19 protein-coding genes are annotated in these 22,655 nt (G+C 69.0%); 15 read left to right on the forward strand and 4 right to left on the reverse strand.

From position 1 onward, the window contains the following. The 3 genes from AB0F10_RS19430 to AB0F10_RS19440 form a co-directional block, all read right to left on the reverse strand. Positions 1–1,548 (reverse strand): endo-1,4-beta-xylanase (locus AB0F10_RS19430; RefSeq protein WP_360626451.1); only part of this gene is annotated, 1,548 nt, incomplete at its 3' end. 550 nt (positions 1,549–2,098) lie between these two features. Next, entirely contained in the window at positions 2,099–3,469 is a 1,371-nt protein-coding gene (locus tag AB0F10_RS19435; protein ID WP_360626454.1) for an aldehyde dehydrogenase family protein, read from the reverse strand. Continuing rightward, a complete protein-coding gene (locus AB0F10_RS19440; protein ID WP_360626457.1) occupies positions 3,466–4,335 on the reverse strand; it encodes a fumarylacetoacetate hydrolase family protein in 870 nt (289 codons plus the stop codon). The genes AB0F10_RS19435 and AB0F10_RS19440 overlap by 4 nt, the downstream gene beginning before the upstream one ends. A 127-nt stretch (positions 4,336–4,462) precedes the next feature. On the opposite strand from AB0F10_RS19440, the gene AB0F10_RS19445 reads away from it, so the two are divergent. The 13 genes from AB0F10_RS19445 to AB0F10_RS19505 all read left to right on the forward strand — a co-directional run bounded on the left by AB0F10_RS19445 (position 4,463) and on the right by AB0F10_RS19505 (position 19,256). Beyond that, the gene (locus AB0F10_RS19445; RefSeq protein ID WP_360626460.1) at positions 4,463–5,281 is read left to right on the forward strand and encodes an IclR family transcriptional regulator; all 819 of its coding nucleotides are present in this window, start codon (positions 4,463–4,465) and stop codon (positions 5,279–5,281) included. Between the two features lie 390 nt (positions 5,282–5,671). Then, a complete protein-coding gene (locus AB0F10_RS19450) occupies positions 5,672–7,048 on the forward strand; it encodes an extracellular solute-binding protein (RefSeq protein ID WP_360626463.1) in 1,377 nt (458 codons plus the stop codon). 26 nt (positions 7,049–7,074) lie between these two features. Further along, positions 7,075–9,063: an ABC transporter permease subunit gene (locus AB0F10_RS19455; protein WP_360626466.1), complete on the forward strand. Its 1,989-nt coding sequence runs from the start codon at positions 7,075–7,077 to the stop codon at positions 9,061–9,063. 40 nt (positions 9,064–9,103) lie between these two features. Further along, positions 9,104–10,351: an FAD-dependent monooxygenase gene (locus tag AB0F10_RS19460; protein ID WP_360626469.1), complete on the forward strand. Its 1,248-nt coding sequence runs from the start codon at positions 9,104–9,106 to the stop codon at positions 10,349–10,351. 8 nt (positions 10,352–10,359) lie between these two features. Continuing rightward, on the forward strand, positions 10,360–10,848 hold the full coding sequence (locus tag AB0F10_RS19465; protein ID WP_360626472.1) for a MarR family transcriptional regulator: 489 nt from the start codon (positions 10,360–10,362) through the stop codon (positions 10,846–10,848). A gap of 657 nt (positions 10,849–11,505) precedes the next feature. Continuing rightward, positions 11,506–12,804, forward strand: a complete 1,299-nt coding sequence (gene urtA / locus AB0F10_RS19470) for an urea ABC transporter substrate-binding protein (protein WP_360626475.1) — start codon at positions 11,506–11,508, stop codon at positions 12,802–12,804. A 95-nt stretch (positions 12,805–12,899) separates the two neighbouring features. After that, positions 12,900–13,784 carry an urea ABC transporter permease subunit UrtB gene (gene urtB, locus AB0F10_RS19475; protein ID WP_360626478.1) on the forward strand — a complete coding sequence of 295 codons (885 nt, stop codon included), beginning with the start codon at positions 12,900–12,902 and terminating at the stop codon, positions 13,782–13,784. Then, a complete protein-coding gene (urtC, locus tag AB0F10_RS19480) occupies positions 13,781–14,875 on the forward strand; it encodes an urea ABC transporter permease subunit UrtC (RefSeq protein WP_360626481.1) in 1,095 nt (364 codons plus the stop codon). The genes urtB and urtC overlap by 4 nt, the downstream gene beginning before the upstream one ends. Then, a complete protein-coding gene (gene urtD / locus AB0F10_RS19485; RefSeq protein WP_360626485.1) occupies positions 14,872–15,672 on the forward strand; it encodes an urea ABC transporter ATP-binding protein UrtD in 801 nt (266 codons plus the stop codon). Before urtC ends, urtD begins: the two co-directional genes overlap by 4 nt. 1 nt (position 15,673) lies before the next feature. Then, positions 15,674–16,357, forward strand: coding sequence for an ATP-binding cassette domain-containing protein (locus AB0F10_RS19490; RefSeq protein ID WP_360626488.1), 684 nt, complete (start codon positions 15,674–15,676; stop codon positions 16,355–16,357). Positions 16,358–16,363: 6 nt separating this feature from the next. Continuing rightward, positions 16,364–18,118: a hypothetical protein gene (locus AB0F10_RS19495; RefSeq protein WP_360626491.1), complete on the forward strand. Its 1,755-nt coding sequence runs from the start codon at positions 16,364–16,366 to the stop codon at positions 18,116–18,118. After that, positions 18,118–18,684, forward strand: coding sequence for a helix-turn-helix domain-containing protein (locus AB0F10_RS19500; RefSeq protein ID WP_360626494.1), 567 nt, complete (start codon positions 18,118–18,120; stop codon positions 18,682–18,684). The genes AB0F10_RS19495 and AB0F10_RS19500 overlap by 1 nt, the downstream gene beginning before the upstream one ends. Further along, positions 18,681–19,256 carry a TetR/AcrR family transcriptional regulator gene (locus AB0F10_RS19505; RefSeq protein WP_360626496.1) on the forward strand — a complete coding sequence of 192 codons (576 nt, stop codon included), beginning with the start codon at positions 18,681–18,683 and terminating at the stop codon, positions 19,254–19,256. The genes AB0F10_RS19500 and AB0F10_RS19505 overlap by 4 nt, the downstream gene beginning before the upstream one ends. Positions 19,257–19,292: 36 nt before the next feature. Here AB0F10_RS19505 and AB0F10_RS19510 read toward each other — a convergent pair whose 3' ends face one another. Further along, positions 19,293–19,556: a hypothetical protein gene (locus AB0F10_RS19510; RefSeq protein WP_360626499.1), complete on the reverse strand. Its 264-nt coding sequence runs from the start codon at positions 19,554–19,556 to the stop codon at positions 19,293–19,295. A 215-nt stretch (positions 19,557–19,771) separates the two neighbouring features. Here AB0F10_RS19510 and AB0F10_RS19515 point away from each other — a divergent pair, with 215 nt between their 5' ends. Both AB0F10_RS19515 and AB0F10_RS19520 read left to right on the forward strand, forming a co-directional pair. Further along, positions 19,772–21,319 carry a TIGR02677 family protein gene (locus AB0F10_RS19515; protein ID WP_360626502.1) on the forward strand — a complete coding sequence of 516 codons (1,548 nt, stop codon included), beginning with the start codon at positions 19,772–19,774 and terminating at the stop codon, positions 21,317–21,319. Then, positions 21,316–22,641: a DUF2398 family protein gene (locus AB0F10_RS19520; protein ID WP_360626505.1), complete on the forward strand. Its 1,326-nt coding sequence runs from the start codon at positions 21,316–21,318 to the stop codon at positions 22,639–22,641. The genes AB0F10_RS19515 and AB0F10_RS19520 overlap by 4 nt, the downstream gene beginning before the upstream one ends. Positions 22,642–22,655 lie beyond the last annotated feature (14 nt).

Genomic DNA, 22,655 nt, shown 5'->3' on the forward strand with positions numbered 1-22,655 from the left:
CTTCGGGCTGGCCAGCGCTCCGGTCGACGTCCAGCGGTAACTGGACGGCAGAGCACAGGTGTCACCGGTCGGCGGGGGGCTCGTCGGCGGCGTGGTGCCGCCCTCGATCAGGACGAGCCGGAACTGCTGGTTCGCCTGTCCGTGGCAGTCGTACAGCTGGACCTGCTGACCGTTGCCGGTGCCCCAGACGTCCAGGCACCGCCCGGACTGCACGCCGCTGATGGTGCCGTCGGCGTTGACGTTCCACTGCTGGTTCGACTGCCCGTTGCAGGAGTAGATCTGCACGGCGGTGCCGTTGCCGGTGCCGGCGGCGTCCAGGCACTTGGTGCCGTACACCGTGAGTTGTTTGGTGGTGGTGTAGGTCCATTGCTGGTTGGGTTGGCGGTTGCAGTCATACAGCGTTACCCGCGTGCCGTTGTTCTGCGAGGCGTTCGGCACGTCGATGCACCGACCCGACTGCGTGCCCCTGATCTCGTCGACGCCGGAGCCCGTCGAGGGCGGCGTCGAGCCGGGGGGCGTCGGGTCGGTGGGGGTGGGGGTGGCGGCGTTCAGCGCGGTGAGGACCGACGAGTAGGCGGCCTTCTTGTTGCCACCACCGTCGAACAGCAGCGGGCTCTCGCCGGAGCGCCAGGAGTCGCTGTCGCGCACGCCCCAGACGGTGATGCCGACGCAGCGCGGCACGTTGACGCAGGCCTGGGTCAGGCCGGCGTACTGCGAGGTGGACGCGTTGGTGACGTCGGCCTCGGTCAGGGCCACGTCCACATCCAGGGCGGCGAAGCTCGAGAGAGTCTGCTGGAAGTTGCTCGGCAGCGAGCTGCCGCCGGTGAAGTGGGTCTGCAGGCCGACGCAGTCGATCGGCACGCCACGGGACTTGAAGTCCCGGATCATGTTGTAGACGCCCTGTGTCTTGGCGTAGGACCAGTTCTCGATGTTGTAGTCGTTGTAGCAGAGCTTCACCGACGGGTCGGCGGCACGGGCGGTGCGGAAGGCGACCTCGATCCAGTCGTTGCCGGTGGACTGCAGGTTGGAGCTCCGGCGGCTGCCGTTCTCGGCGAACGCCTCGTTGACGACGTCCCAGTAGGCGAGTTTGCCCTTGTAGTGGGCCATCACACCGTTGATGTGGTCGATCATCGCCTGGCGCAGGGTGCTGCCGCTGATGCTTCCCCACCAGCTCGGCTGCTGGGCGTGCCAGGCGAGGGTGTGGCCGCGGACCTTCATGCCGCGCTGGATCGCCCAGTTGTAGATCTGGTCACCGGAGCTGAAGTTGAACTGGCCGCGCTGGGGCTCGGTCGCGTCGGGCTTCATCTCGTTCTCGGCCGTGATCATGTTGAACTCACGCCCGGCGACCGTGGTGTACGTCGAATCACCCAACCGGCCCGCCGCGATCGCGGTGCCGAAATAGCGGCCCGATTGGGCCGCGGCGGCGCCCAACGTACTGGCCGCCGCGTTCGCGGTCGGGACGAGGACCGCCGTTCCGGCCGCAGCCAGCAGACCTGTCGCGGCGGCCAGCACCACTCGGTACCGGATGGGTCTCTTCAACCGATTCATTGACACTCCCTCTTGACCTCGTGCTCGGGACGGCCGATCCACGCCATCCGCTACACGCGAGCCGCTCACGGGTCCGGGTGCGGCAACACCGCGGGGGCTGGCGGCACTGCTGTGCTGGGTTTGTGGCGTTCCAGTCGCCGGCGTCAATGGCGCTCTCGGAGCGGCGAACGACCGCCCTGTGCGCCGACGTCGTCGGATCGCCTTCGCGAGGTTGCGACAGGGGGTGGCGAGCCGACCGCGGGCGTCTGGGATTACGCGGATAGAATCTGCAATCTTCCGGTAATGTTCCGGCAACTTTCGGCGAACGCTACCCCGAAGAACGCTGCCGGTCAATGTCCCTGCGCCGTTTGGAATTCGGCTTATTTTGGTGCCCTGGAAGGGATGTGGCGCTGTACCTGCGCAAACACCCATCGTTCATGGACGATGGCCAATCGATCTATGCATTGATTGAGATCCATGGCTGAAAACCGTTATGACAGAAACTATCGGTAAGTCGCGGAACTTTCAGGAGCACGAGGTAGCCGTCAGGCGGCGCCGCGCGGGTAGTCCGCTACGGAGTGAGCGTCACCGTGACGGTCCGCGTATAGAAGTGGCGGGCCACGGTGCCCTGCTCGCGCGGGCCGTAGCTCGACTCCTTCTCGCCGCCGAACGGAGCATGGAAGTCCACGCCGGTGGTCGGGGCGTTGACCTTCACCATGCCCACGTCCAGCTGGTTCGTCAGCGTCAGCGCCGCCCCGAGATTCCGCGTGTACACGGCAGCGACCAGCCCGTGCCGCACATCGTTGGCCGCCTGCGCCGCGGCGTCGGCGGACTCCGCGGGCAGCACCACGCACACGGGGCCGAAATGCTCCTCGCTCAGCAGGTCGTCACCAGGGGGCACGTCTGCCAGCAACGTCGGCGCCTGGAACCACCCGTCGCCGTCGGGCTGCCGCACACCGGTCAGCACACGGGCACCACCGGCACCGGCGCGCCGCACCGCAGCCCGGATCGCCTCGCGCGGTCGCGACTCGATCAGCGGACCGACCACCGTCGCCGGATCCGCTGGATCACCCACCGGCAGCGCCTCGACGGCCGCGGCCAGCCGCTCGGCGAACGGCGCGGGATCGCCGACCACGATCACCCGGCTGGTGGCGGTGCACTTCTGTCCGGCGTACCCCATCGCCGCCGCGGCGATCGCGGCCGCGGCCGCGTCCTGGTCGGCATCCGGCAGCACGATGGCGGCGTTCTGTCCCCCCATCTCGCATTGCACCGGGATGCCGCGCGTGACCGCCCGTACGGCAACCGCCCGCCCGGCTGCCACCGAGCCCGTGAACGAGATGGCATCGGCCGCATCGACCATCGCTTCGCCGGTCCCGGCGAGGCCGGTCAGCACCGTCAGCACGCCGGGCGGGAGCGCCCCGGCGAACAGTTCGGCCAGCCGCAGCGCCACCGCGGACGACTGTGGTGCGGGCTTGAGGAGGACAGCATTGCCGAAGGCGAGGGCCGGCGCGGCCTTCCAGAGCGGTATCGCGACCGGGAAGTTCCAGGGGGTGATCAGCCCGACGACGCCGTGCGGACGGCGCCGGGTGTGCAGGAGCGACACCCCGTCGGCCGGCGGGTACACCTCACCCTCGGGATGCAGGGCCTGCTGCGCGAAGTAGCGCAGGATCGCCACGCCGCGGCCGATCTCGGCGCCGGCCTCGCCGAGCGGCTTACCGACCTCCCGGACCACCAGGTCGGTCAGTTCACCGGTTGCGGCCGCGACAGCCTCGGCGCAGGCATGCAGGGCGGCCGCCCGCGCGTGCGCCGGCTCACGCGCCCAACCCGCGGCCGCGTCCCGGGCGCCGCCGGCCGCCGCCGCCACCTTCTCCGGCGCCGTGTCGGGAACGCGCACGACGAGGTCTGACGGCGCTTGGGGGGAGCGACTCTCGATCGATGTCATGGCTGGCCCTTCCCGTGGGAAACGTCGCCAACCGCAACCACGAGGTTGGTCAGCGTCCCGAGTGTCTCGGACGTTATCTCGATCGTGTCACCGGGTCGCGTGGTGAAATCGACCCCCGGTACAACGCCGGTGCCGGTCAGCAGCACGACACCGGCCGGAAAGCTCAGCGCCCGGAACAACCAGCAGGCCAGGTCCTCGAAGCCGCGGGCCATCGCCGACGTCGAGGTCGTTCCGGCGTATGCCTCGCGGCCCTCACGCAGCACCCGCAACCCGATCGGGAACGGACCCGGGCCGACCGTCCAGCTCGGCACGATGGCCGGGCCCAGCGCACAGGAGCGGTCGTAGATTTTCGCCTGCGGCAGGTAGAGCGGGTTGTCACCCTCGATCGATCGGCTGCTCATGTCGTTGCCCAGCGTGTAGCCGAACACGTCCCCGGTCGCGTTGAGCACCAGGCCGACCTCGGCCTCAGGGACATCCCAGCCGGAGTCGGCGCGGATCCCGACCGCGTCGCCGTCGCCGACGACACGCCATGGACTGGACTTGTAGAAGAGTTCGGGGCGGTCGCTGTTGTAGACATGGTCGTAGAGGAAACCGTTTCCGGACTCCTCCCTTCGTCCGTCGCGGCTGCGCAGGTACGTCACCCCGGCCGCCCACACCTCCTGCCGGTCGATGGGGGGAAGCGCCTTGTCGCCTGGCATGTCGCCGCGGGCCGCGCGGGCGGCGGCGTCGACCACGGCCCGAGCCTGGTCGAGCGGTAAGGCGAGCAGGTCGGCGAGAGTAGCGTCGAGTTCGCCCCATTTGCCGTCCTGGCGCACCGCCCAGCGTGAGGCGTCGCCGGCGCGCAGATGGTGCAGGGAGATCGGCATTGGCCATCCTAAGTGTGCGGAATGCGGAAATACGGCCGTTCTGGTGGTGCCCAGACCTCTTCCGTCGACGACGAGTCCTGAACCTGGCACCGGGGCCGACGCGGTTACTCTCTTCAGGTGCCGGTGCGTGGGGAGATCGCTGACACGAATCCGGCATTGGGAAGGGACTATCGACATGCCCCGTGTGGTTCCGGCGGTCATCCGAGCACTCGACATCCTCGAACTGTTTCTGGACCGTCCCCAGCTGTCGGCCCGCGAGGTGATGGAGCGGCTTGACCTACCCCGCACCACCGTCCACGAGCTGCTCGTCACGCTCGAGGCTCGCTCGTACCTGATCTCCGTCCCCGGCCAGCCGGTGCGGTACCGGCTCGGCATGCCCCTGTTCCAGCTCGGCGCGGCGTTCGCCGGTCGGCTTGACCTGGTTCGCGAGGCGCAAGGCGTCGCGCGGGACGTGGCCGCCGCGTGCGACGAGGCGGTCCATGTGGCGGTGCTCGACGGCGCCGATGTCATCTACCTCGTCAAGGTCGACAGCACGCACCCCGTCCGGATGGTCTCCGCGGTGGGGCGGCGGTTGCCGGCCCACTGCACGGCGGTCGGCAAGATCCTGCTGTCGGACCTTGACCAGGCGGGCCTGGACGCGGTTCTGACGAAGGGCACCCTGCGGGGCATGACGCCGGAGAGCATCACCGACCCGGATCGCCTGCGGGCACATCTCGATTGCGTCCGTGCCGAGAACGTCGCGGTCGACATCGGCGAGTCCGACAGCGCCATGCGCTGCGTCGCCGCCGCGGTCCGGGACCATTCCGGCGCAACCATCGCCGCGATGAGCGTCTCCGCGCCGATCATTCGCTGGACCCCGCAGGCACAGGTGGAGTGGACCGGACTGGTTCGCGACGGCGCGGCCACGCTGTCCGCCCGCATGGGGTACCTGGCCCCGCCTCGATAGCCCGCCTGCCGGGCCTGGCCGGAACCCGCGTCGAAACATTGACACCTCTCATGGTGTTCCTCTAGCGTCGCGTCCACTCGATACGATATCTCGAACTCAGTTCGAAATCTCGAACGGTGGTGGTCCGTGAGCCTACCGTGGCAGCCCCATCGACCTCCGCGCCATCGATTCCTGGCCGGAGACGGCCCACGACGAGTACGCGTACGCGTTGATCGACGGGGGCGACGCGCTGCGGTCGCCGACATCAGGACACAGCTGGAGCACAGGAGAACGCGGTGTTCGCCACGTACGCCGTCGGCGTGCGGCGGCGCGGGGAGATGAGGGAGGCGAATGTCCATGCAGGACAGGCCGATATGGTCTCGGCGCGGCTTTCTGGGGATGGGAGTGGGGGTGCTCGGCGCAGCCGGCCTGGCCGCGTGCGGGGACACCTCCGAGTCGCCGACCAGGGTGCCGCCGGAGGTTCCGCAGGAGCTGATCGACGGTGCGGCGTCGTTGAAGGGCTCCTCGATGGGGTTGCTGTCGCAGAAGCTGTACTCGACAGCGGCCAACGAGGCGCTCGACAGCTCGGTCAAGAAGTTCGCCGACGCCACCGGGACGACGATCGAGAACAGTCTGGTCCAGGCCGACGCCGGTGATGTGGTGGCCAAGATCGACGCCGAGGTCAAGGGTGGCGTCGCGCGGGACCTGGCGTTCATGACCGACTCGCGATTCGTCGCGCAGTTCCAGGCGCTGGGCGACCTGGAGGACGTGACGGACATCGTCAAGACGCTGACGGCCAAGTACGGCGAGCCCACCGTGGAGGCCAAGAACTTCTGCGTCTTCGACGGCAAGTGGTACGCGATCCCCTACCACTTCATCGGGATCGGGTCGTTCCTGCGCAAGGACTGGATGCAGGACAAGGGCATCGCCCCCAAGGACGTCTACTCCTGGGAGGAGCTTCGGGACCTGTGCCTGGCGATCTCCGATCCGGGCAAGCGCCGGTTCGGCTGGGGCATGACCGTGAACCGGTCCGGTGACGGAAACGGCATGATCGAGGCACTGATCAATTCGTACGGCGGGTCGATCGCCTCGAATGACGGCAAGAAGGTCACGTTCAACTCACCCGAGACGGTGCAGGCGGTGACCTTCCTGGGTGATATCTACACCAACCCCAAATACAAGCCGATGCTCCCGCCGGGGGTGGCCAGCTGGACCGACACCAGCAACAACGAGAACTGGCTCGCCGGGATCCTCGGCTACACCCGCAACCAGTTCAGCGTCTACGCGGACTCCAGGACCAAGAAGAATCCCGTCCATGAAAACACCTACGTCTTCTCCGACTGCATCGGGCCGGCGACCGACAAGCCCCTGCTGCTCGGCCAGTCTCAGGGCTTCGTCGTCTTCAAGGGCGCCAAGAACCCCGCGCTCGCCAAGCTCCTGGCGCAGTACCTGGTCAGCGCGCCCGCGCTGCTCGGGGTGGCGAAGGAGGCGCCCGGCCTGGTGATGCCCGCCTGGGAGAAGGTCTGGGACGCCGACCCGTTCTTCACCAGCGGCGACCCGGCGTTTCCCATGCTGCGCAAGATCACCGAGCAGTCACTGCCGCTGTCCACCAAGAACGGCCTGGACTTCCCGCAGCAGGCCAGCGCGGGCCAGCAGGCCGTCGGCGCGGCCTACGTGCTCACCGACATGATGCAGCAGGTCGTACAGGGATCGGCGCCGGCGCAGGCCGTGACGGCCGCCCACGCGAAGATGGTGCAGATCTTCGCCCAGCAGGGGCTGCCGCAGTGACCTCGGTCCGTCCAGCACCGGCCCCGGTGGCGCAGACATCCTCGCCGCCGGGGCCCGGCTCCCTCACCACGACCCAGCGGCGGCTGGGTCGTGACTGGCGGCTGGCGGCACTGTTCCTGGCACCGACGGCCGTGCTGGTCAGCGCGCTCGTGCTAGTGCCGATCGCCCGGTCGATCGTCACCAGCACCACGGAACGGCACGGCCAGGACAACGTGTTCGTCGGCCTGGACAACTACCTCGCCCTCGCCGGCGACGAGCAGTTCCGTACGGGCGTGGTGAACTCCTTCGTCTTCACCGCGTACGCCGAGATCTTCAAGGTCGTGCTGGGGCTGGCCGCGGCCCTGCTGCTGCACCGCCTGCGCCGGGGGCGGGCCCTGCTGACCGGGCTTCTCCTGGTGCCGTGGGTGGTGCCGACGGTGGTGACGGCGTTCAGCTGGCGCTCGCTGCTCGACCCGATCTTCGGCAGCGTCAACACCGTGCTCACCGCCACGGGGATCGGGCCGTTGCTGGCCACGCTGCATCTGGTCGACAGCTGGCCCGCCGGCTGGTTGTCCGACCCGTCGCTGGCCATGCCGTCGGTGATCCTGGTCAACGTGTGGAAGGGCCTGCCGTTCTTCGCCGTCTGTTTCCTCGCGGGCCTGAAGGCCATCCCGGCGGATCAGTACGAGGCGGCGGCCATCGACGGCGCCTCGTCATGGCGGAGATTCGTCCACGTGACACTGCCCGGACTGCGTCACGTGATCACCGTGACGGTGACCCTGTCGTCGATCTGGACGTTCAACAACTTCGACCTCATCTGGCTGCTGACGCAGGGCGGCCCGGGCGACGTGACCGCGCCGTACGTGCTCGTCGCGTACTCGAAGGCGATCCTTCAGCTGCAGTACGGCGCGGGGGCAGCGGTCACGCTCATCATGCTGCCGGTCATCGGTGGGCTGGTGTTCGTCCTGGTCCGATTGTTGCGCCAGGACACCGGCGTCAACCTACCCGGGCGGACCCGGAGCGCGCCGTGGTCCGGTACGGCGCGCAAGGTGCTCCCGTGGGCCGTCGCCGCGCTGGTCACCGGCCTGCTGGCCTGGGCGTCGCCACAGATCTTCTGGAAAGCGGTGGTGGTGCTCGCGGTGATCCTGCTGATCGTGGCGGCGGTCGGCCGGGTGGTCTCGGCGCTCGAGGCGAACGGGAGTCGACGCGTATCGTCTCTCGTGACGAGCGTGGGGTCCGGTGTCGCGCTGACCGGGTTGCTCGTGTTCACGCTGGGCCCGCTGTACTGGATCGGCGTCACGGCCTTCAAGTCCGAGGGCCAGGTCGTCATGCGCGACAACGACCTGTGGCCGACGCCGTGGACCTTGGAGCAGTTCACCGCGCTTTTCAGCAACCAGCCGTTCGGCCGCTGGTATCTCAACACCCTGCTGGTGTCCGCGGCGTCCACCACGGTGGCACTGGTCTGCGCCGCCCTGGCCGGCTACGCGCTGGCCCGGCTGAGGTTCCGCGGGGCGCAGGGCTTCACCGTCACGGTGCTGCTCACCTATGTGATGCCGGGTGCGCTGCTGTTCATCCCGCTGTACCAGCTGCTCATCGGGGTGCGGCTCACCGACTCGTTGTGGTCGCTGGTGCTGACGTACCCGACCTTCACGATTCCGTTCGCCACCTGGCTGCTGACGGGGTATTTCGCGTCGATCCCCATCGACCTGGAGGAGGCCGCGCTGGTCGACGGCGCCACCCGCGTCCAGGCGTTCCGCCGGGTGCTGCTGCCCCTGGCCAAGCCGGGACTGCTGGCGGTGGCGCTGTTCACCCTGACCAACGCCTGGAACGAGTTCCTCTTCGCCTTCGTGTTCATCACGAAGGACGGGTACAAGACGCTGCCCGTCGGAATGCAGTCGATGATCGCCGGGGACGTCGTGCCGCAGGGACAGCTCGCCGCGGCGTCGCTGCTCGTCAGCATTCCCGTGGTGATCATGTACGCCTTCGGGCAGCGCTTCCTGACCGAAGGGCTCACCGCGGGCGCGGTAAAGGGCTGACCGGCCTTGCCCAAATCATCTTAGTCATTAAGATAATCGCATGGGTACATCGACTGACTTCTCTGTGGCGATCGCCGGCGCCGGCCTTTCCGGCCTCTGCCTCGCCCAGTACCTGATGCGCGCCGGCATCGACGTGCACGTCTACGAGCGAGATCAGGGCGCCTTCGTCCGGCGGCAGGGCTACCGGATCATTCTCGACCGGTACGGGCTGGAGGCGCTGCGCGAGAGCCTGCCCCGCCCGCTGTACCGCCTGGCGCTGGCCACCGGCGACGAGCCCGGCGGGCACCTGCGCTTCACCGACAGCCGGCTGCGGGACGCGTTCACCATCACCTTCAAGGACGAGCCGCACGCGACCCGCCAGGTCGACCGGCTGACCCTGCGGTCGATCCTGAAGTCCGGGCTGGACGAGCGCATCCACTACGGCAAGGCTGCCGTTGCGGTGGACAGCGGCGGCCCGACCCGGCTGAGGCTGCGGTTCTCCGACGGCGGGGCCGCCGCGGCCACCGTCGTCGTGGGCGCGGACGGCGTCGGCTCGGCGCTGCGCGCGCAGCTCATGCCGGACGCCGAGCCGGCGCAGACCCCGATGGCAGGCATCTACGGCCGGTCGCCCCTGCGGCTGGGCGGCGAGAGCGTCATTCCGGACGCGCTGCGTACCAGTGGCGTCCTGGCCATCGCCAACCAGCCGGGCCGCGCCTTCTTCTTCACCTCCATGCGGTTCGGCGAGAACCCGCGGGAGGCGTTCGCGCGCCTGGCCCCGGGCGGCTACGCACCCACCGGCGACGACTACGTCATGTGGGGACTGCTGCTCCGGCAGGAGGAGGTGCCCGTCGGCATCCACGGAGACCTGCTGGCGCTGGGGAGACTGGCCACCCGGATGAGTGCGGACTACCACCCGCTCATCCGGCGGCTGGTCGACACGGCCGAGCTCGACGCCACGGTGCTCAACCCCTTCGCCACCGGCCGGCGCCCACGCCGGTGGGCGGTACCCCGGGCGACGATGATGGGCGACGCCGTGCACGTCATGCCGCCGTTCGGCGCACACGGCGGCAACACCGCGCTCCGCGACGCCGCCCTGCTCGGCCGCCGGCTCGTCGAGGCCCGGGCAAGCGGCATGCCGGTGGAGGAGGCGATCGCCGGCTACCAGGAGGAGATGGTGCCCTACGCGTTCCGCGCCGTCGACACCGCCGCCGGGCTGATGCGCCGCCTCACCGGAGACGCGGCCGCACCGCACTGGGTCCTGACCCGCGTGCTACCTCGGCTGCACCGGGTCACCGTGCCGGAGGCATGATTGCGGGCATGTCCCACGAGCCCGCCCGTGCGTCCGCGATCGCCGACCTCATGCGCGCCGGGCGGGAGAACTCACGGCTGTCCGTGGTGTTCCGCTACGCCATCGCGGACCGGCTGGGCCTCACCGTGAGCGACCTGGAATGCCTGGACTTCCTGGCGGACGTCGGACCCGCCACCGCGGGCCAGGTCGCCGAACGGACCAACCTCACCACGGGGGCGGTGACCAGCATGCTCCGCCGGCTCCAGCAGGCCGGCTACGTCACGGCCGAGCGCGATCCGGCGGACCGGCGCCGGGTGATCGTCACCCTGCGGCCGGAGCGGACCGCCGAGCTGAAGCAGCCGTACGAGCACTTCGCCGAGCAGGCGGAGCGGCTCATCGAGGGCTACAGCGTCGAGGAGCTCAGGCTGCTGGTCCGGCATTTCGGCCGCATGCAGGCGATGTATCTCGCCGAGTTGGACCGCCTCCGCAGCGGCGACACCGCGCAGCAGTCCGCCTGAGACCGTTGAGGCTGCGACGTAGTTCGGCGAAGACGTCGCCGACATAGCGGCCGGCGAGACAGCCGCACCGCGTGGCGGCCGTGTCCAGCTGGACTCGCCTGGACGCCGAACCGAGCCGCCCGAGCCTTCCCAGGGAGCCTGAGAAGCCGCGACAACGCGGGAGCCTCCCGGCCCGGCCACCGGGCAGTGGTTCGCAAGCAAGATCAACCTGGACCCGAACCCACGGGATGCAAACCCGTTCTGAAGGTGCACCCCGTGTGCCAGCCCCCGACCGTGACGTTCCGCCGGCTGCGCTCGTGGTGGCCTGGCGGGAGGCTTTCACCCTCCTCATGTATGTCAGGAGTGTGCCACCTGCGTAGCGCCCCAGCGGGATCGTGGCAGAAGTTTGACATAGCTTTTCCACGGCGCTGCGCGTCTTTCCTGGGCTCTCGCGCCTCGGCCAATCCGAGAGCTACAGAGTTGGAACATTCAAGAAATGTCAGAGTAATGACTTCCGGTCAATCTTCTCTCACCTGCAGCAGTCGGCTGAACCTTGCCGGCGGCACGGGGCGGGGAGCTCGGGACGCCGGCGGCTCGCCCTGGACATCCACATCCGCACGATCCGCGGTGCCGCGACCCGGCGTCACACCCCCTTCACCAGGAACGGAGTTCTCATATATGTCCACCAACAGCAAGCGGCTGCGCACGCTTACGGCTATGGGCGCCATCGGGACGACCCTGGCCCTCGTGCTCGCCGGCTGTGGCGCCCGAGCCGGCGACGAAGCGGCCGGCAGCGGGACATCCGCGGCCCCCAGCTGCGTCGACACCTCCGGCGACACCATCAAGCTCGGCTTCCTCAACTCCCTCACCGGCGGCATGGCGATCTCTGAGAAGACCGTCTCCAATGTGCTGCACATGGCCGCCGACGAGATCAACGCCAGCGGCGGCATCCTCGGCAAGAAGATCGCGTACGTCCAGGAGGACGGCGCCACCGACTGGCCCACCTTCGCGGAGAAGACCGAGAAGCTACTCACCCAGGACTGCGTCGCCGCAGTATTCGGCGGCTGGACCTCGTCCTCTCGCAAGGCCGTCAAGCCGGTCGTCGAGAAGAACAACGGCCTCTTCTTCTACCCGGTGCAGTACGAGGGCCTCGAGTCGTCGCCGAACATCTACTACACCGGGGCGACCACCAACCAGCAGATCATCCCGGCGATGGACTTCCTCGCCGCCCGGGGGGTGAAGAAGCTGTTCCTCGCCGGCAGCGACTACGTCTTCCCGCGCACCGCGAACGCGATCATCAAGCTGTATGCGGCCAAGCTCGGCATCAAGATCGTCGGTGAGGAGTACGTACCCCTCGACAAGGACGACTGGACCAGCCAGGTGGCGAAGATCGTGGCGGCCAAGCCCGACTTCATCTTCAACACCATCAACGGCTCGTCGAACGTCGGCTTCATCAAGGCGTACTACGACGCCGGCCTCACCGCCAAGACGACGCCGATCATCTCGGTGTCGATCGCCGAGGAGGAGGCGCCGGCGATGGGCCACGAGGTTACCGGCCACTACGCGTCCTGGAACTACTTCCAGTCGCTCAAGACCGACACCAACCCGAAGTTCATCGAGAGCTGGAAGGCCTACCCCAACAGCAGCGGTGTCACCTCCGACCCGATGGAGGCCGCCTACATCTCGCTGTACCTGTACAAGGCCCTCGTCGAGGCGGCCGGCTCGTTCGACGTCGACGCGGTGAACGCCGCAGCGAAGAAGAACACCATCACGTTCGACGCACCGGAGGGCAAGGTCACGCTCGACGGCGACAACCACCACATCTCCAAGCCGGGCCACATCGGCCAGATCAACTCCAACAACCAGTTCGACATCGCCTGGGCCTCCGACAAGTTCATCGAGCCCGACCCGTACCTCGAGGGCTACGACTGGTTCCCGGCCGACATCCGCAAGCAGCTCGTGGACGCAGCGGGCTGATCGCCCGACCCCCACGCGGACGCGGGGTTGCGTGTCGCCTGCGGCATGCGACCCCGCGCACCCGGACCCCTCCCCGCCATGGAAAGCGAGAGCACGTGGACGCATTGATCGCACCGCTGCTGAACGGCAGCGCACAAGGTGCGCTGCTCCTGCTCGCCGCGCTGGGCCTCTCGCTCACCTTCGGCCAGATGGGCGTGATCAATATGGCCCACGGCGAGTTCCTCATGATCGGCGCCTTCGCCGCCTACCTCGTCCAGCAGGTCATCGCCGCCAGCGACCTGTCGATCCCGGTCGCGCTGCCGGTCGCGTTCGTCGTCGCGGGCCTGTTCGGCCTCCTGCTGGAGGTCACCATCATCCAATGGATGTACCGCAGGCCCCTGGATACCCTGCTCGTCACGGTCGGTGTCAGCTTGATCCTGCAGCAGGCGGCGCTGCACATCTTCCCGTCCCAGGGTGTCCCGGTGGAGAAGCCCGGCTGGCTCGACGGGCAGCTGAACATCCTCGGCTACGAATGGCCCCTTCGGCAGCTGTTCACCATCCTGCTCGCGGCCGTCTGCGTCGCCGCACTGGCAGCCTGGCTCAAGTACACCTCGTTCGGCCGCCGCATCCGGGCGACGGTGCACAACCGGGACCTGGCCGAGACCTCGGGGATCTCCACACGCACCGTCGACCGCCTCACCTTCTTCACCGGGTCGGGCCTGGCCGGGGTCGCCGGCGTGGCCGCGTCGCTCATCGGCGGCACGAACTCCCAGATGGGCGCGCAGTACATCATCCCGGCCTTTCTCGTCGTCGCCGCCGGTGGCATCGGCCAGCTCAAGGGCACCATCATCGCCGCGTGGGCGGTGGGCGTCGCCCTCTCGTACTTCGCCTACTGGACGACCGGCAGCTTGGCGCAGGTGCTCGCCTTCATCCTCGTGATCGTCTTCCTGCAGCTCCGCCCGCAGGGCCTGTTCACGGTGCGAACCAGGAGTCTGGTATGACCAAGTTGAAGCCATGGATCTCCCTCAGCGGCATCGGCGTGTTCGCCGTCCTGCTCCTCGCGGTCGCTCCGCTCGTGCTCACCGAGCACTGGCTCAACAACCTCGGCAAGTACTGCTGCTGGGCCATCGCCGCCGTCGGCATCGGCCTGGCGTGGGGGCGAGGCGGGATGCTCGTGATGGGGCAGGGGGTGTTCTTCGCCCTCGGCGCGTACGCGATGGCCATGCACCTCACGCTGGAGACCGCCGGTGACCGGATCCCGGGGTTCATGGTGCTCTACGACCCGCTCGCGCCGCTTCCGGTGTTCTGGGAGCCGTTCCGCAGCGCGGGGTTCACCCTGCTGGCGATCGTGCTGCTCCCAGTGATCATGGCCGGCGTCCTCGGCTACGCGCTGTTCAAGCGCCGCGTGAAGGGCGCGTACTTCGCGATCCTGACGCAGGCGCTCGCCGTCGCGCTGGCCACCCTGATCAGCTCCACGATCCGCGAGACCGGGGGCGACACCGGGCTCAGCGATTTCAAGTACTTCTTCGGCTTCGTACTGAACGACCCGGCGAACAAGCGCATGGTGTATCTCATCGCGGCCGTGCTTCTCATCGTGTGCCTGCTCGCGGTGTGGCAGCTCTACCGCAGCCGCTTCGGTGAGCTCCTCGTCGCCGCTCGGGACGCCGAGGAGCGTGTGCGCTTCCTCGGCTACGACCCGGCCAACGTCAAGCTCGTCGCCTTCGTCGTCTCCGCGCTGATGGCGAGCATCGGCGGAGCGATGTTCGTCCCCATCGTCGGCATCATCACTCCGGCCGAGATCGGCGCCGCCGCCTCGATCCTCATGATCGCGGGCGTTGCCTTCGGCGGCCGCGCATCGCTCCTAGGCCCCGCGCTCGGCGCGATGGCGGTCGGATGGGGGCAGTCGAGCCTCGGCTCGGCCTGGCCCGACGGCTGGACCTACATCCTCGGTCTGCTGTTCATCGTCGTGATCCTCTTCCTGCCGAACGGGCTGTCGTCGCTGTCGGCCAGATTCACCGCAGCGCGCCGGAGCACCGACCGACAGCTCGCCCCGACGATCGTTACCGCAGAGCTCGAAGAGGTGCGGTCATGACCGACGCTTCGCTCGTTGTCACGGACCTGCACGTCGAGTTCTCGGGCTTCGTCGCGGTCGGCGGCGTCTCCTTCGACGCGTACCCCGGCGAGGTCCGGTTCCTCATCGGCCCGAACGGCGCCGGCAAGACCACGTGCATCGACGCCATCACGGGGCTGACCGGGGCCACCGGGTCGGCGAGACTCGACGAGAAAGAGCTGCTCGGCAGGCCAGTGCACAAGATCGTCCGCCTCGGGGTCGGTCGCACGTTCCAGACCGCGAGCGTCTTCGACGAGCTCACCGTGTTGCAGAACCTCGACATCGCCGCCGGACGCCACCGTCCCCGGGCCTCGCTGCTGCGGGCCCGGCGTGGCACCGACGCGTCGATCACGCAGGCGCTGGAGGAGACCCGACTCGCCGGCGAGCTCGCCACGCCGGCCGGCATCCTGTCGCACGGCCAGAAGCAGTGGCTGGAGATCGCGATGCTGCTCGTGCAGGACGCGAAGGTGCTGCTGCTCGACGAGCCCGTCGCCGGCATGAGCCAGGACGAGCGCACCGCGACCGGCGAGCTTCTGCAGCGCATCGCGGCAAAGCGGATCGTGCTCGTGGTCGAGCACGACATGGACTTCATGCGCCGCTTCGCCACGCGCGTGACAGTGCTGCATCAGGGCAAGGTGCTCTCGCAGGGCACGGTGGCCGAGGTTCAGGCCGATCCCAAGGTGCAGGAGGTCTACCTCGGCACCGCGGGCGCCGCCACCACGGCCGCCATGTCGGTCGTGCCCGAACCGGTGGCCGGAACGCAGAAGCGGGAGGACTGACATGCTGGAACTCACCGACATCGAGGCCGGCTACGGGCGCACCCGGGTGCTGCACGGCGTGACGGTGCCGTCCGGCACGGTTGTGGCCGTGCTCGGCCACAACGGCGCCGGCAAGTCGACCCTGCTGCGTCTCGCGATCGGCCTCATCAAGCCGTCGAAGGGCCGCGTGGTGTTCGACGGCGAGGACATCACGTCGCTCGCCCCCAACCAGCGCGTTGCTCGCGGCATGGCGTACGTGCCGCAGGGTCAGCAGTCGTTCGGCCAGCTCACGACGCTGGAGAATCTGCAGCTCGTCGCCGACGGACGCCGGGGCGGCAAGGCCCTCATCGACGCGCAGATGGCTCGCTTCCCCGCACTGGAGCAGTTCGCCGCCCGGAAGGCAGGCCTGCTCTCCGGCGGGCAGCGCCAGCAGCTCGCGATCGCCCGCGCCCTCATCACCGAGCCGAAGCTGCTCATCCTCGACGAGCCGACCGAGGGCATCCAGCCCACGATCGTCGCCGAGATCGAGCTGACCATCATGCAGCTGGCCGAAGAAGGCATCAACGTGCTGCTCGTCGAGCAGCACATCGGCTTCGCCCTCGAGGCCGCCGAGCGCTATGTCGTGCTCGCCTCGGGCTTCGTCACACAGACCGGAGCGGGTGGCAAGGCAGCCACCTCCTCCGTGCGAGCCGCCATGACGATCTGAGCCCACATGACCCACGCCCGCAATGCCGTCGTAACACCGGACAGCGACGATGCCCCAACGCAAGGTGCCTTAGGGGATGTCACTGTGTCGACGGACAACGCGCGCGCGGCAGCAGAGGACAGCCTGGAGGACTACGCCTTCCGCTATGTGCCGCGCACCTTCCGGCGCTGGAGCGCGGCCTCCGTCGGAGCGACCGCCCTCGGATCCATCGCGTTCCTCGCCGACTTCTCGATCGGCGCCAGCATCGGCATCGACCACGGCACCGCCAACGCCGTGCTCGGCATCCTGTTCGCGTCGGTCATCATCCTCATCGTCGGTGTGCCCGTCGCCTACTACGCCGCCCGCTACAACCTCGACCTCGACCTCATCGCCCGTGGCTCCGGATTCGGCTACTACGGCTCCATCATCACGACCGTGGTCTTCGCGGGCTTCACCTGCATCTTCTTCGCCCTGGAGGGCGCCATCATGGCGCAGGGGCTGCAACTGGCGACGGAGACGCCGCTGTGGCTCGGCTATCTCGTCTCGACCGTCGTCGTGATCCCGATCGTCATCTACGGCATGCGTGCGCTGGAGCGCCTACAGTTCTGGACCACGCCTCTGTGGCTCGCCCTCGCCCTGCTGCCGCTGCTGTGGATCGTCGTCTCCGACCCCGAGGCGGTACGCGCCTTCACGTCGTTCACCGGCAACTCCGACGGCTCGATCAGCTTCGGCGCCGTGGTCTCGAGTGCGGCAGTGTGCTTCGCCCTCACCCCGCAGCTGGCCGAGCAGATCGACTACATCCGCGCCATGCCGCCGCGCACGCCGTCGAACGCCCGCTCGTGGTGGACGTCGTTCGCGTTCGCCGGCCCGGGATGGGTCATCTTCAGCGGCACCAAGCAGGTGATCGGGGTGTTTCTCGCCGTCTACCTCCTCGTGAAGGTCGAACCCACTCTCGGGCGCCAGGCGACCGAACCGGTCAAGCAATTCGTCGTGATGTACCAGACCCTCCTCCCCGACTGGCTCGCGATCAGTCTTGCCCTGGTGCTCATCGTCGTCGCACAGGTGAAGATCAACGTGACGAACGCGTACTCGGGCTCGCTCGCATGGTCGAATGTCTTCACCCGGGTGGCGAAGCATTACCCGGGTCGCACGGTCTTCGTTCTGTTCAACCTCGTGATCGCATACGTGCTCATGATGCTGGACGTCTTCACCCTCATCTCCTTCGTGCTGAGCCTCTACGCGAACGTCGTCATGGCATGGCTCGTGACGATCGCCGCCGATATCGCGATCAACAAGTGGGTGCTGCGCATCTCGCCCCGTTTCCCCGAGTTCCGCCGCGGCATGCTGCACGACTGGAACCCGGTCGGGCTCGTGTCGGTAGGGCTCGCCTCGGTGCTGTCGCTGCTCGCGTTCGCCGGGGTGTTCGGCGCCACCGTCAGGCCGTTCTCGGTGCTCGTCGCGATCGGCGTCGCGGTCGTGACCACTCCGGTCATGGCTCTCGCCACGCGAGGGCGCTACTACCTGCGCCGCCGCTCCGACGGCATCGACTCCCCCCGGTTCGACGACAACGGCAACCCCTCGGGCGAGCGGCTCCGCTGCCATGTCACCGGCTATACGTTCGAGCGGCCGGATATGCTGGCCTCGGCCGAGAAAGGACCGCACGGCGAACAGCAGTACGTCTCGTCGCTGGCGCTCACGCTCGACGATTCCGATCACTACGTGCTCCCGCCGGAAGTCATCGGGCCCCCGCGCCGGGCGGCCGCCCGAAAGAGGGAGACGTGATGGAGGAGCCGGTCGACACCCCGACCGCAATTCTCGCGAGCGCGGCGGTGCTGCTGCGCGAGCGCGCGTTCGACGACATCTCCTATCGCGCCCTCGCCGACGAGGTCGGCATCTCGGAGCGCACGATCTACCGCCAGTACCCCACGCGCGCACACCTGCTCGCCGCACTCTCGAACTGGATCGAGCAGACCTGCTTCCCGCTGCCGCCGTTCGTGACCGTTTCCGATTTCTGCGCCGCCGTGCATGAGCGCTTCCGCGCCTTCGACGCGTCGCCCGCGTACGCGTACGTCGGCGCGCGAGCGTCCGCGATCTCGCCGACGCTCGACACCGAGCCGGCCTACATCACGCGTGCGATCGAGGCGATGCTCGACGTGGCCGCGCCGACGCTCAACCGACGGGACCGGCGGCGGGTCGCGGCATCCCTGCGCTACTTCTCGTCGGCGATGTTCTGGGCCCGGCTGCGCACGGGCTTCGACCTGGATGCCGGCGAGATCTGCGACGCGTTCGACCGCGCTGTGGGCACCATGCTCGCGAGGCTGCCCGACGCGACGTGGGCGGAGCGGTGACCGGGCCGACGGCAGTCCCGGCGCTGAGCGGCACGCAACGAGCGATCCTCGCCGCCTACACCGACCTGATCGAGGAGCTCGGCAGCGACGATGTCTCGTACCGGGTCATCGCGCGGCGGGCCGGCATCGCCGAGCGCACGGTGTTCCGCAACTACCCCACGCGCGTCGACCTGCTGCTGGCGACCGCAGCCTGGATCGAGGCGACGCTGTTCGCCCGCGAGGAGTCACACTCGATCTTCGACATCCCCCTCGCGATCCGAGACGCGATGCAGCGGTACGACGCGCGGCCGGAGCTCGCACACGTCGTCGCCGAGACGGCGATGCGTGGCGTGAACGGCGCAGCGCCGTCGCCGGGCCGGGCGCAGCTCGAGCGGCTGCTGGATGCCGAGGTGCCATCCCTCGACGCGGCGCAGCACAGGGCGGTCATCGCGGCGCTGTCGCACCTCGACTCCGTCGGGACCTGGGTGACGTTCCGCCGCGAGTTCGGTATGGACCAGCGAGACATCGCCGACGCCGCTGGGTGGGCGGCGGAGGCGGTGCTCGACAGCATCCGCGACCGCGTCGCCCCATAGCGGGGGCGCACAAGCTCAGCTCGCGGGCGTAGACGTCTAGTTGGCCGGTGTTGCTCGATCGGTTCCGGACAGTTCGGGCGGAACTGGTCTTGATGCGTGTTCATGGCAGGCCAGCCGTGCTTGGAGATCCTGGATGAGGATGGGGATCCCAGCGGCATCGAGCGTCTCCGCTGTGGTGACAAGGCCGGGGATCCCGAGGCCGACGCCAATGCTGTGATCATCGATCCGGGAAGCTGGGCTTACCACCACCGTGCGAGCAGCGGACCACTCCGAGAGCGGGTAATCGTTGATCTTGCGCATGTGCAAGATCTTTGTGGGCCGGACGTTGCACCATGCGAACCACACCACGGCTGTCCCCGGTAACCCGCTACCAGGACATTTGACCAGCTCACGCCGCGGCCGGCCTCGGTAACCCGCTGCCGCTCCCGCGAGCACCGGGCGGGCTCACCCCGCGCAGGCGGCCACCCGCACACCGTGTCCGAGGGCGGTCGGGTACCGACCGGTATCGTGGCCGCATGCCGGAACCACGGACCTCGTTCGGGCTGGACGACTTCGGGGTCGACGATCGCCTTCGGCTGTTCAGCTACGTCAATGCCGACAACCGGCTCGCATACCTGTGGCTCCTGCGTGCCTTCGATGCCGCCCGTTCCAGTTACCACGTCGTCCTGCACACCTCGGACGTGCAGGCCGCCCTGGCCGGTCTCGCCGGGATCCACCACGACTGCCCCGACCCTGCCGGGCTCGATCTGCCCCGACTGCTGGACGCCCTCGTCGACTGGGGTGTGCTGGACCGCGGCCAGGACGGCACCAGGGCCGCCACGCTCGCCGAATACCGCAACCGGCATTCGGTCTACCAGTTCACCGAGGCCGGCTACCGCGCCCACCGCGCTGTCGAGTCCGTCCTCGCGGCCGGTCTGGACGACAGCACCCTGTCCCGGCTGGTCTTCGCCGACCTGCTCGCCGACCTCAAGGCCCTCGCCACAGCGAACTCCGACGGCGACGCCGAGGAGGTCTACCGCAAACTCAACCGCCTCGACCGTGCTCTGGCCGACGTCGCGGAGCGCGCCGCCCGCTTCTATCACATGCTCGGCGATCTGAGCCGGACCCATGACGTACGCCCGGAGGTCTTCCTCACCCACAAGGACGCACTCCTCGCCCACCTGCGGGACTTCCACGACGAGTTGCAGCGGTACACGCCGCGCCTGCGGGAGGCCGTGCACGAGGTCGAGGCGACCGGTCTGGAGCGGATGATCGAGGCGGCGGCCGAGGCTGACGAGCGGCTCTTCGCGACGCCGGTCGAGCGGATCGAGGACTGGCGCCGCCGCTGGGGCGGGCTGCGTTCCTGGCTGGCGCCGGAGACCGACCGGCCCAGTGAGGCCGATCGGCTCTCCGGTGCGACGATGGCGGCGATCGGGGACGTGCTCGCCCTGCTGCGGCGGGTCACCGAGGCCCGCCGGGGTGGGGTGAGCCGGGAGTCGCAGTTGCGGCATCTGGCGGCCTGGTTCACCGGTGCCGGCTCCGACGAGGCCGCGCATGCCGTCTTCGACGTAGTGTTCGGGTTGGGCGCGCCACGGCACCTCGGGGTGGCGTATTCCGATCCGGACGCGATCCCGGGACGGCTGTCCTGGTGGGAGGCGCCGGCAGTGGAGTTGTCCCGGACGCTGGTGCAGAGCGGCCGGATGCCGGGGCAGGGCAACGGCCGGATCGCCCGGATCGAACGGTCGGAGTCCTCCCGCCGAGCGCTGCGGGAGCGACAGGTCGCCGAGGAACTCCGACAGGCGGAGGCGGCCGCCAGCCTCATCGGCGCGGAGACGCTCACCGACGCGCAGGCCGGTGCGCTGCGCCGGCTTCTCGACATCGCCTTGGCGACGCGGCAGGCGGGCCGGCGGGAGACTCCTCTCGCGGCCGCCGCTTTCGGGGTACGCCTAACGCTCACCCCCTGCCCCGGCCGGCACACCACGGTGCACACCGAATCGGGCCGGTTGCACATCGACGGCTTCGAGCTGTCCGTGACCACGGCCGCGCATACCGCCACGCGCCGGACAGAGGCGGTGGCCGTGTGAGATTCGCTGCTGAGGTCTCCGATCTGGAACTCGCCGACTACCAGCGCGCGGTCCGGCTCCTGCTACGGCATCCGCTGATCACCGCGACCTGGCCGGACGAGAAGGCGCTGTCGCGGATCCGCCGGTTCGCCGCCGAACTGCGTGGTGACCTGTCCGAGGCGTTCGGGTACCGGCTGGAGTTGCACGGCGCCACCGCGCGGCTGGTCCGCACCGCTGACCGGCTGGAGACGGACCGGCCGGCGGTCTCGCGGACCGGTCGCCCGTTCGACCGGCAGCGCTACGCCTATCTGTCGTTGTGCCTGTCGACGCTGGGCCGGGCCGGTATTCAGATCACGCTGAGCGAGCTGGCCGAGGCGGTGGCCGCCGACGCCGGCCGGATCACCGGGCTGGGGCTGGACCCGGACTCCGGCGCGGACCGGCGGGCGTTCGTCGACGCGGTCGCCTGGCTGGAGGAGCGGGGTGTGCTGCGGCTGGCCGACGGTTCCAGCTCGGCGTGGGTGAGCGATCCCGGCGCGGGTGAGGCGCTGTACGACGTCGCGCGTGACGCCGTGCTGGCGCTGTTCCGGCCGCCCCGGGTGCTGCAGCACATCGACTCGGTGACCGCCCTGCTGGACCGCTCGCTGAGCAGCAGCGGCAACGCCGAGCGCCGGGCCGCCGCGCAGGCCGCCCGGCGTGCGGTGCTCGAACGGCCGGTCGTCTACTACGACGACGTCTCCGCCGAGGTCGGCAACCATCTGCGGGGTCAGGCGCTGTCCGCCGACCTGTTCCGGCTCACCGGGCTGCGTCTGGAGCGGCGGGCCGAGGGTGTGCTGCTGGTCGACACGGCCGGCTGGTCGGCGGAGCGGTTCCCCGGTACCGGCTCGGTGGCGCAGGCGGCAGTGCTGCTGACGGTGGCGATCGCCGAACGGGTGTCCGACCCGGACGGCCGCAGGACGCGGCGGATGCCGGTGCCCGATCCGGCGGAGGTCCGAGAGAAGCTGATCGGCCAGATAGACGCTGGGTTGCCGTCGAGTGTCCCGCTGGGCCTCGACTCCGGTGAGACGACGGTGGACGAGCCGGTGGAAGAGGAGAACCCGGAGCGGCGGCTGCCACTGATCACCGACAGTTTCCTGCGGGAGGCTACAGCGGAGATCCTGCACCGGTACGGGTCGGCTTTCGGCGCCGCCTGGCACGCCGATCCCGACCGGCTGCGCACCGAGGCGGTCGGGCTGCTCACCCGGTTCGGTGCGGTGCTCCCCGTGCCCGGCGGTGTGCTGGCCCGCCCGCTGATCGGCCGCTATCGCAGCACCGTGGCCCAGGTCAGACAACGTACCCTCTTCTAAGATCGAGGATTCGT

This window comes from Actinoplanes sp. NPDC026623 (assembly GCF_040638275.1).
In the GTDB taxonomy this organism is placed as follows: Bacteria; Actinomycetota; Actinomycetes; order Mycobacteriales; family Micromonosporaceae; genus Actinoplanes.

What these genes read in the sequence shown, in the direction of transcription:
- AB0F10_RS19440 (WP_360626457.1), bottom strand. Translation starts at nt 4,335, where the DNA reads ATGCCGATCTCCCTGCACCATCTGCGCGCCGGCGACGCCTCACGCTGG.
- urtA (WP_360626475.1), top strand. Translation starts at nt 11,506, where the DNA reads ATGTCCACCAACAGCAAGCGGCTGCGCACGCTTACGGCTATGGGCGCC.
- AB0F10_RS19515 (WP_360626502.1), top strand. Translation starts at nt 19,772, where the DNA reads ATGCCGGAACCACGGACCTCGTTCGGGCTGGACGACTTCGGGGTCGAC.
- AB0F10_RS19495 (WP_360626491.1), top strand. Translation starts at nt 16,364, where the DNA reads ATGACCCACGCCCGCAATGCCGTCGTAACACCGGACAGCGACGATGCC.
- AB0F10_RS19510 (WP_360626499.1), bottom strand. Translation starts at nt 19,556, where the DNA reads ATGCGCAAGATCAACGATTACCCGCTCTCGGAGTGGTCCGCTGCTCGC.
- AB0F10_RS19465 (WP_360626472.1), top strand. Translation starts at nt 10,360, where the DNA reads ATGTCCCACGAGCCCGCCCGTGCGTCCGCGATCGCCGACCTCATGCGC.
- AB0F10_RS19460 (WP_360626469.1), top strand. Translation starts at nt 9,104, where the DNA reads ATGGGTACATCGACTGACTTCTCTGTGGCGATCGCCGGCGCCGGCCTT.
- AB0F10_RS19490 (WP_360626488.1), top strand. Translation starts at nt 15,674, where the DNA reads ATGCTGGAACTCACCGACATCGAGGCCGGCTACGGGCGCACCCGGGTG.
- urtD (WP_360626485.1), top strand. Translation starts at nt 14,872, where the DNA reads ATGACCGACGCTTCGCTCGTTGTCACGGACCTGCACGTCGAGTTCTCG.
- AB0F10_RS19500 (WP_360626494.1), top strand. Translation starts at nt 18,118, where the DNA reads ATGGAGGAGCCGGTCGACACCCCGACCGCAATTCTCGCGAGCGCGGCG.
- AB0F10_RS19435 (WP_360626454.1), bottom strand. Translation starts at nt 3,469, where the DNA reads ATGACATCGATCGAGAGTCGCTCCCCCCAAGCGCCGTCAGACCTCGTC.
- urtC (WP_360626481.1), top strand. Translation starts at nt 13,781, where the DNA reads ATGACCAAGTTGAAGCCATGGATCTCCCTCAGCGGCATCGGCGTGTTC.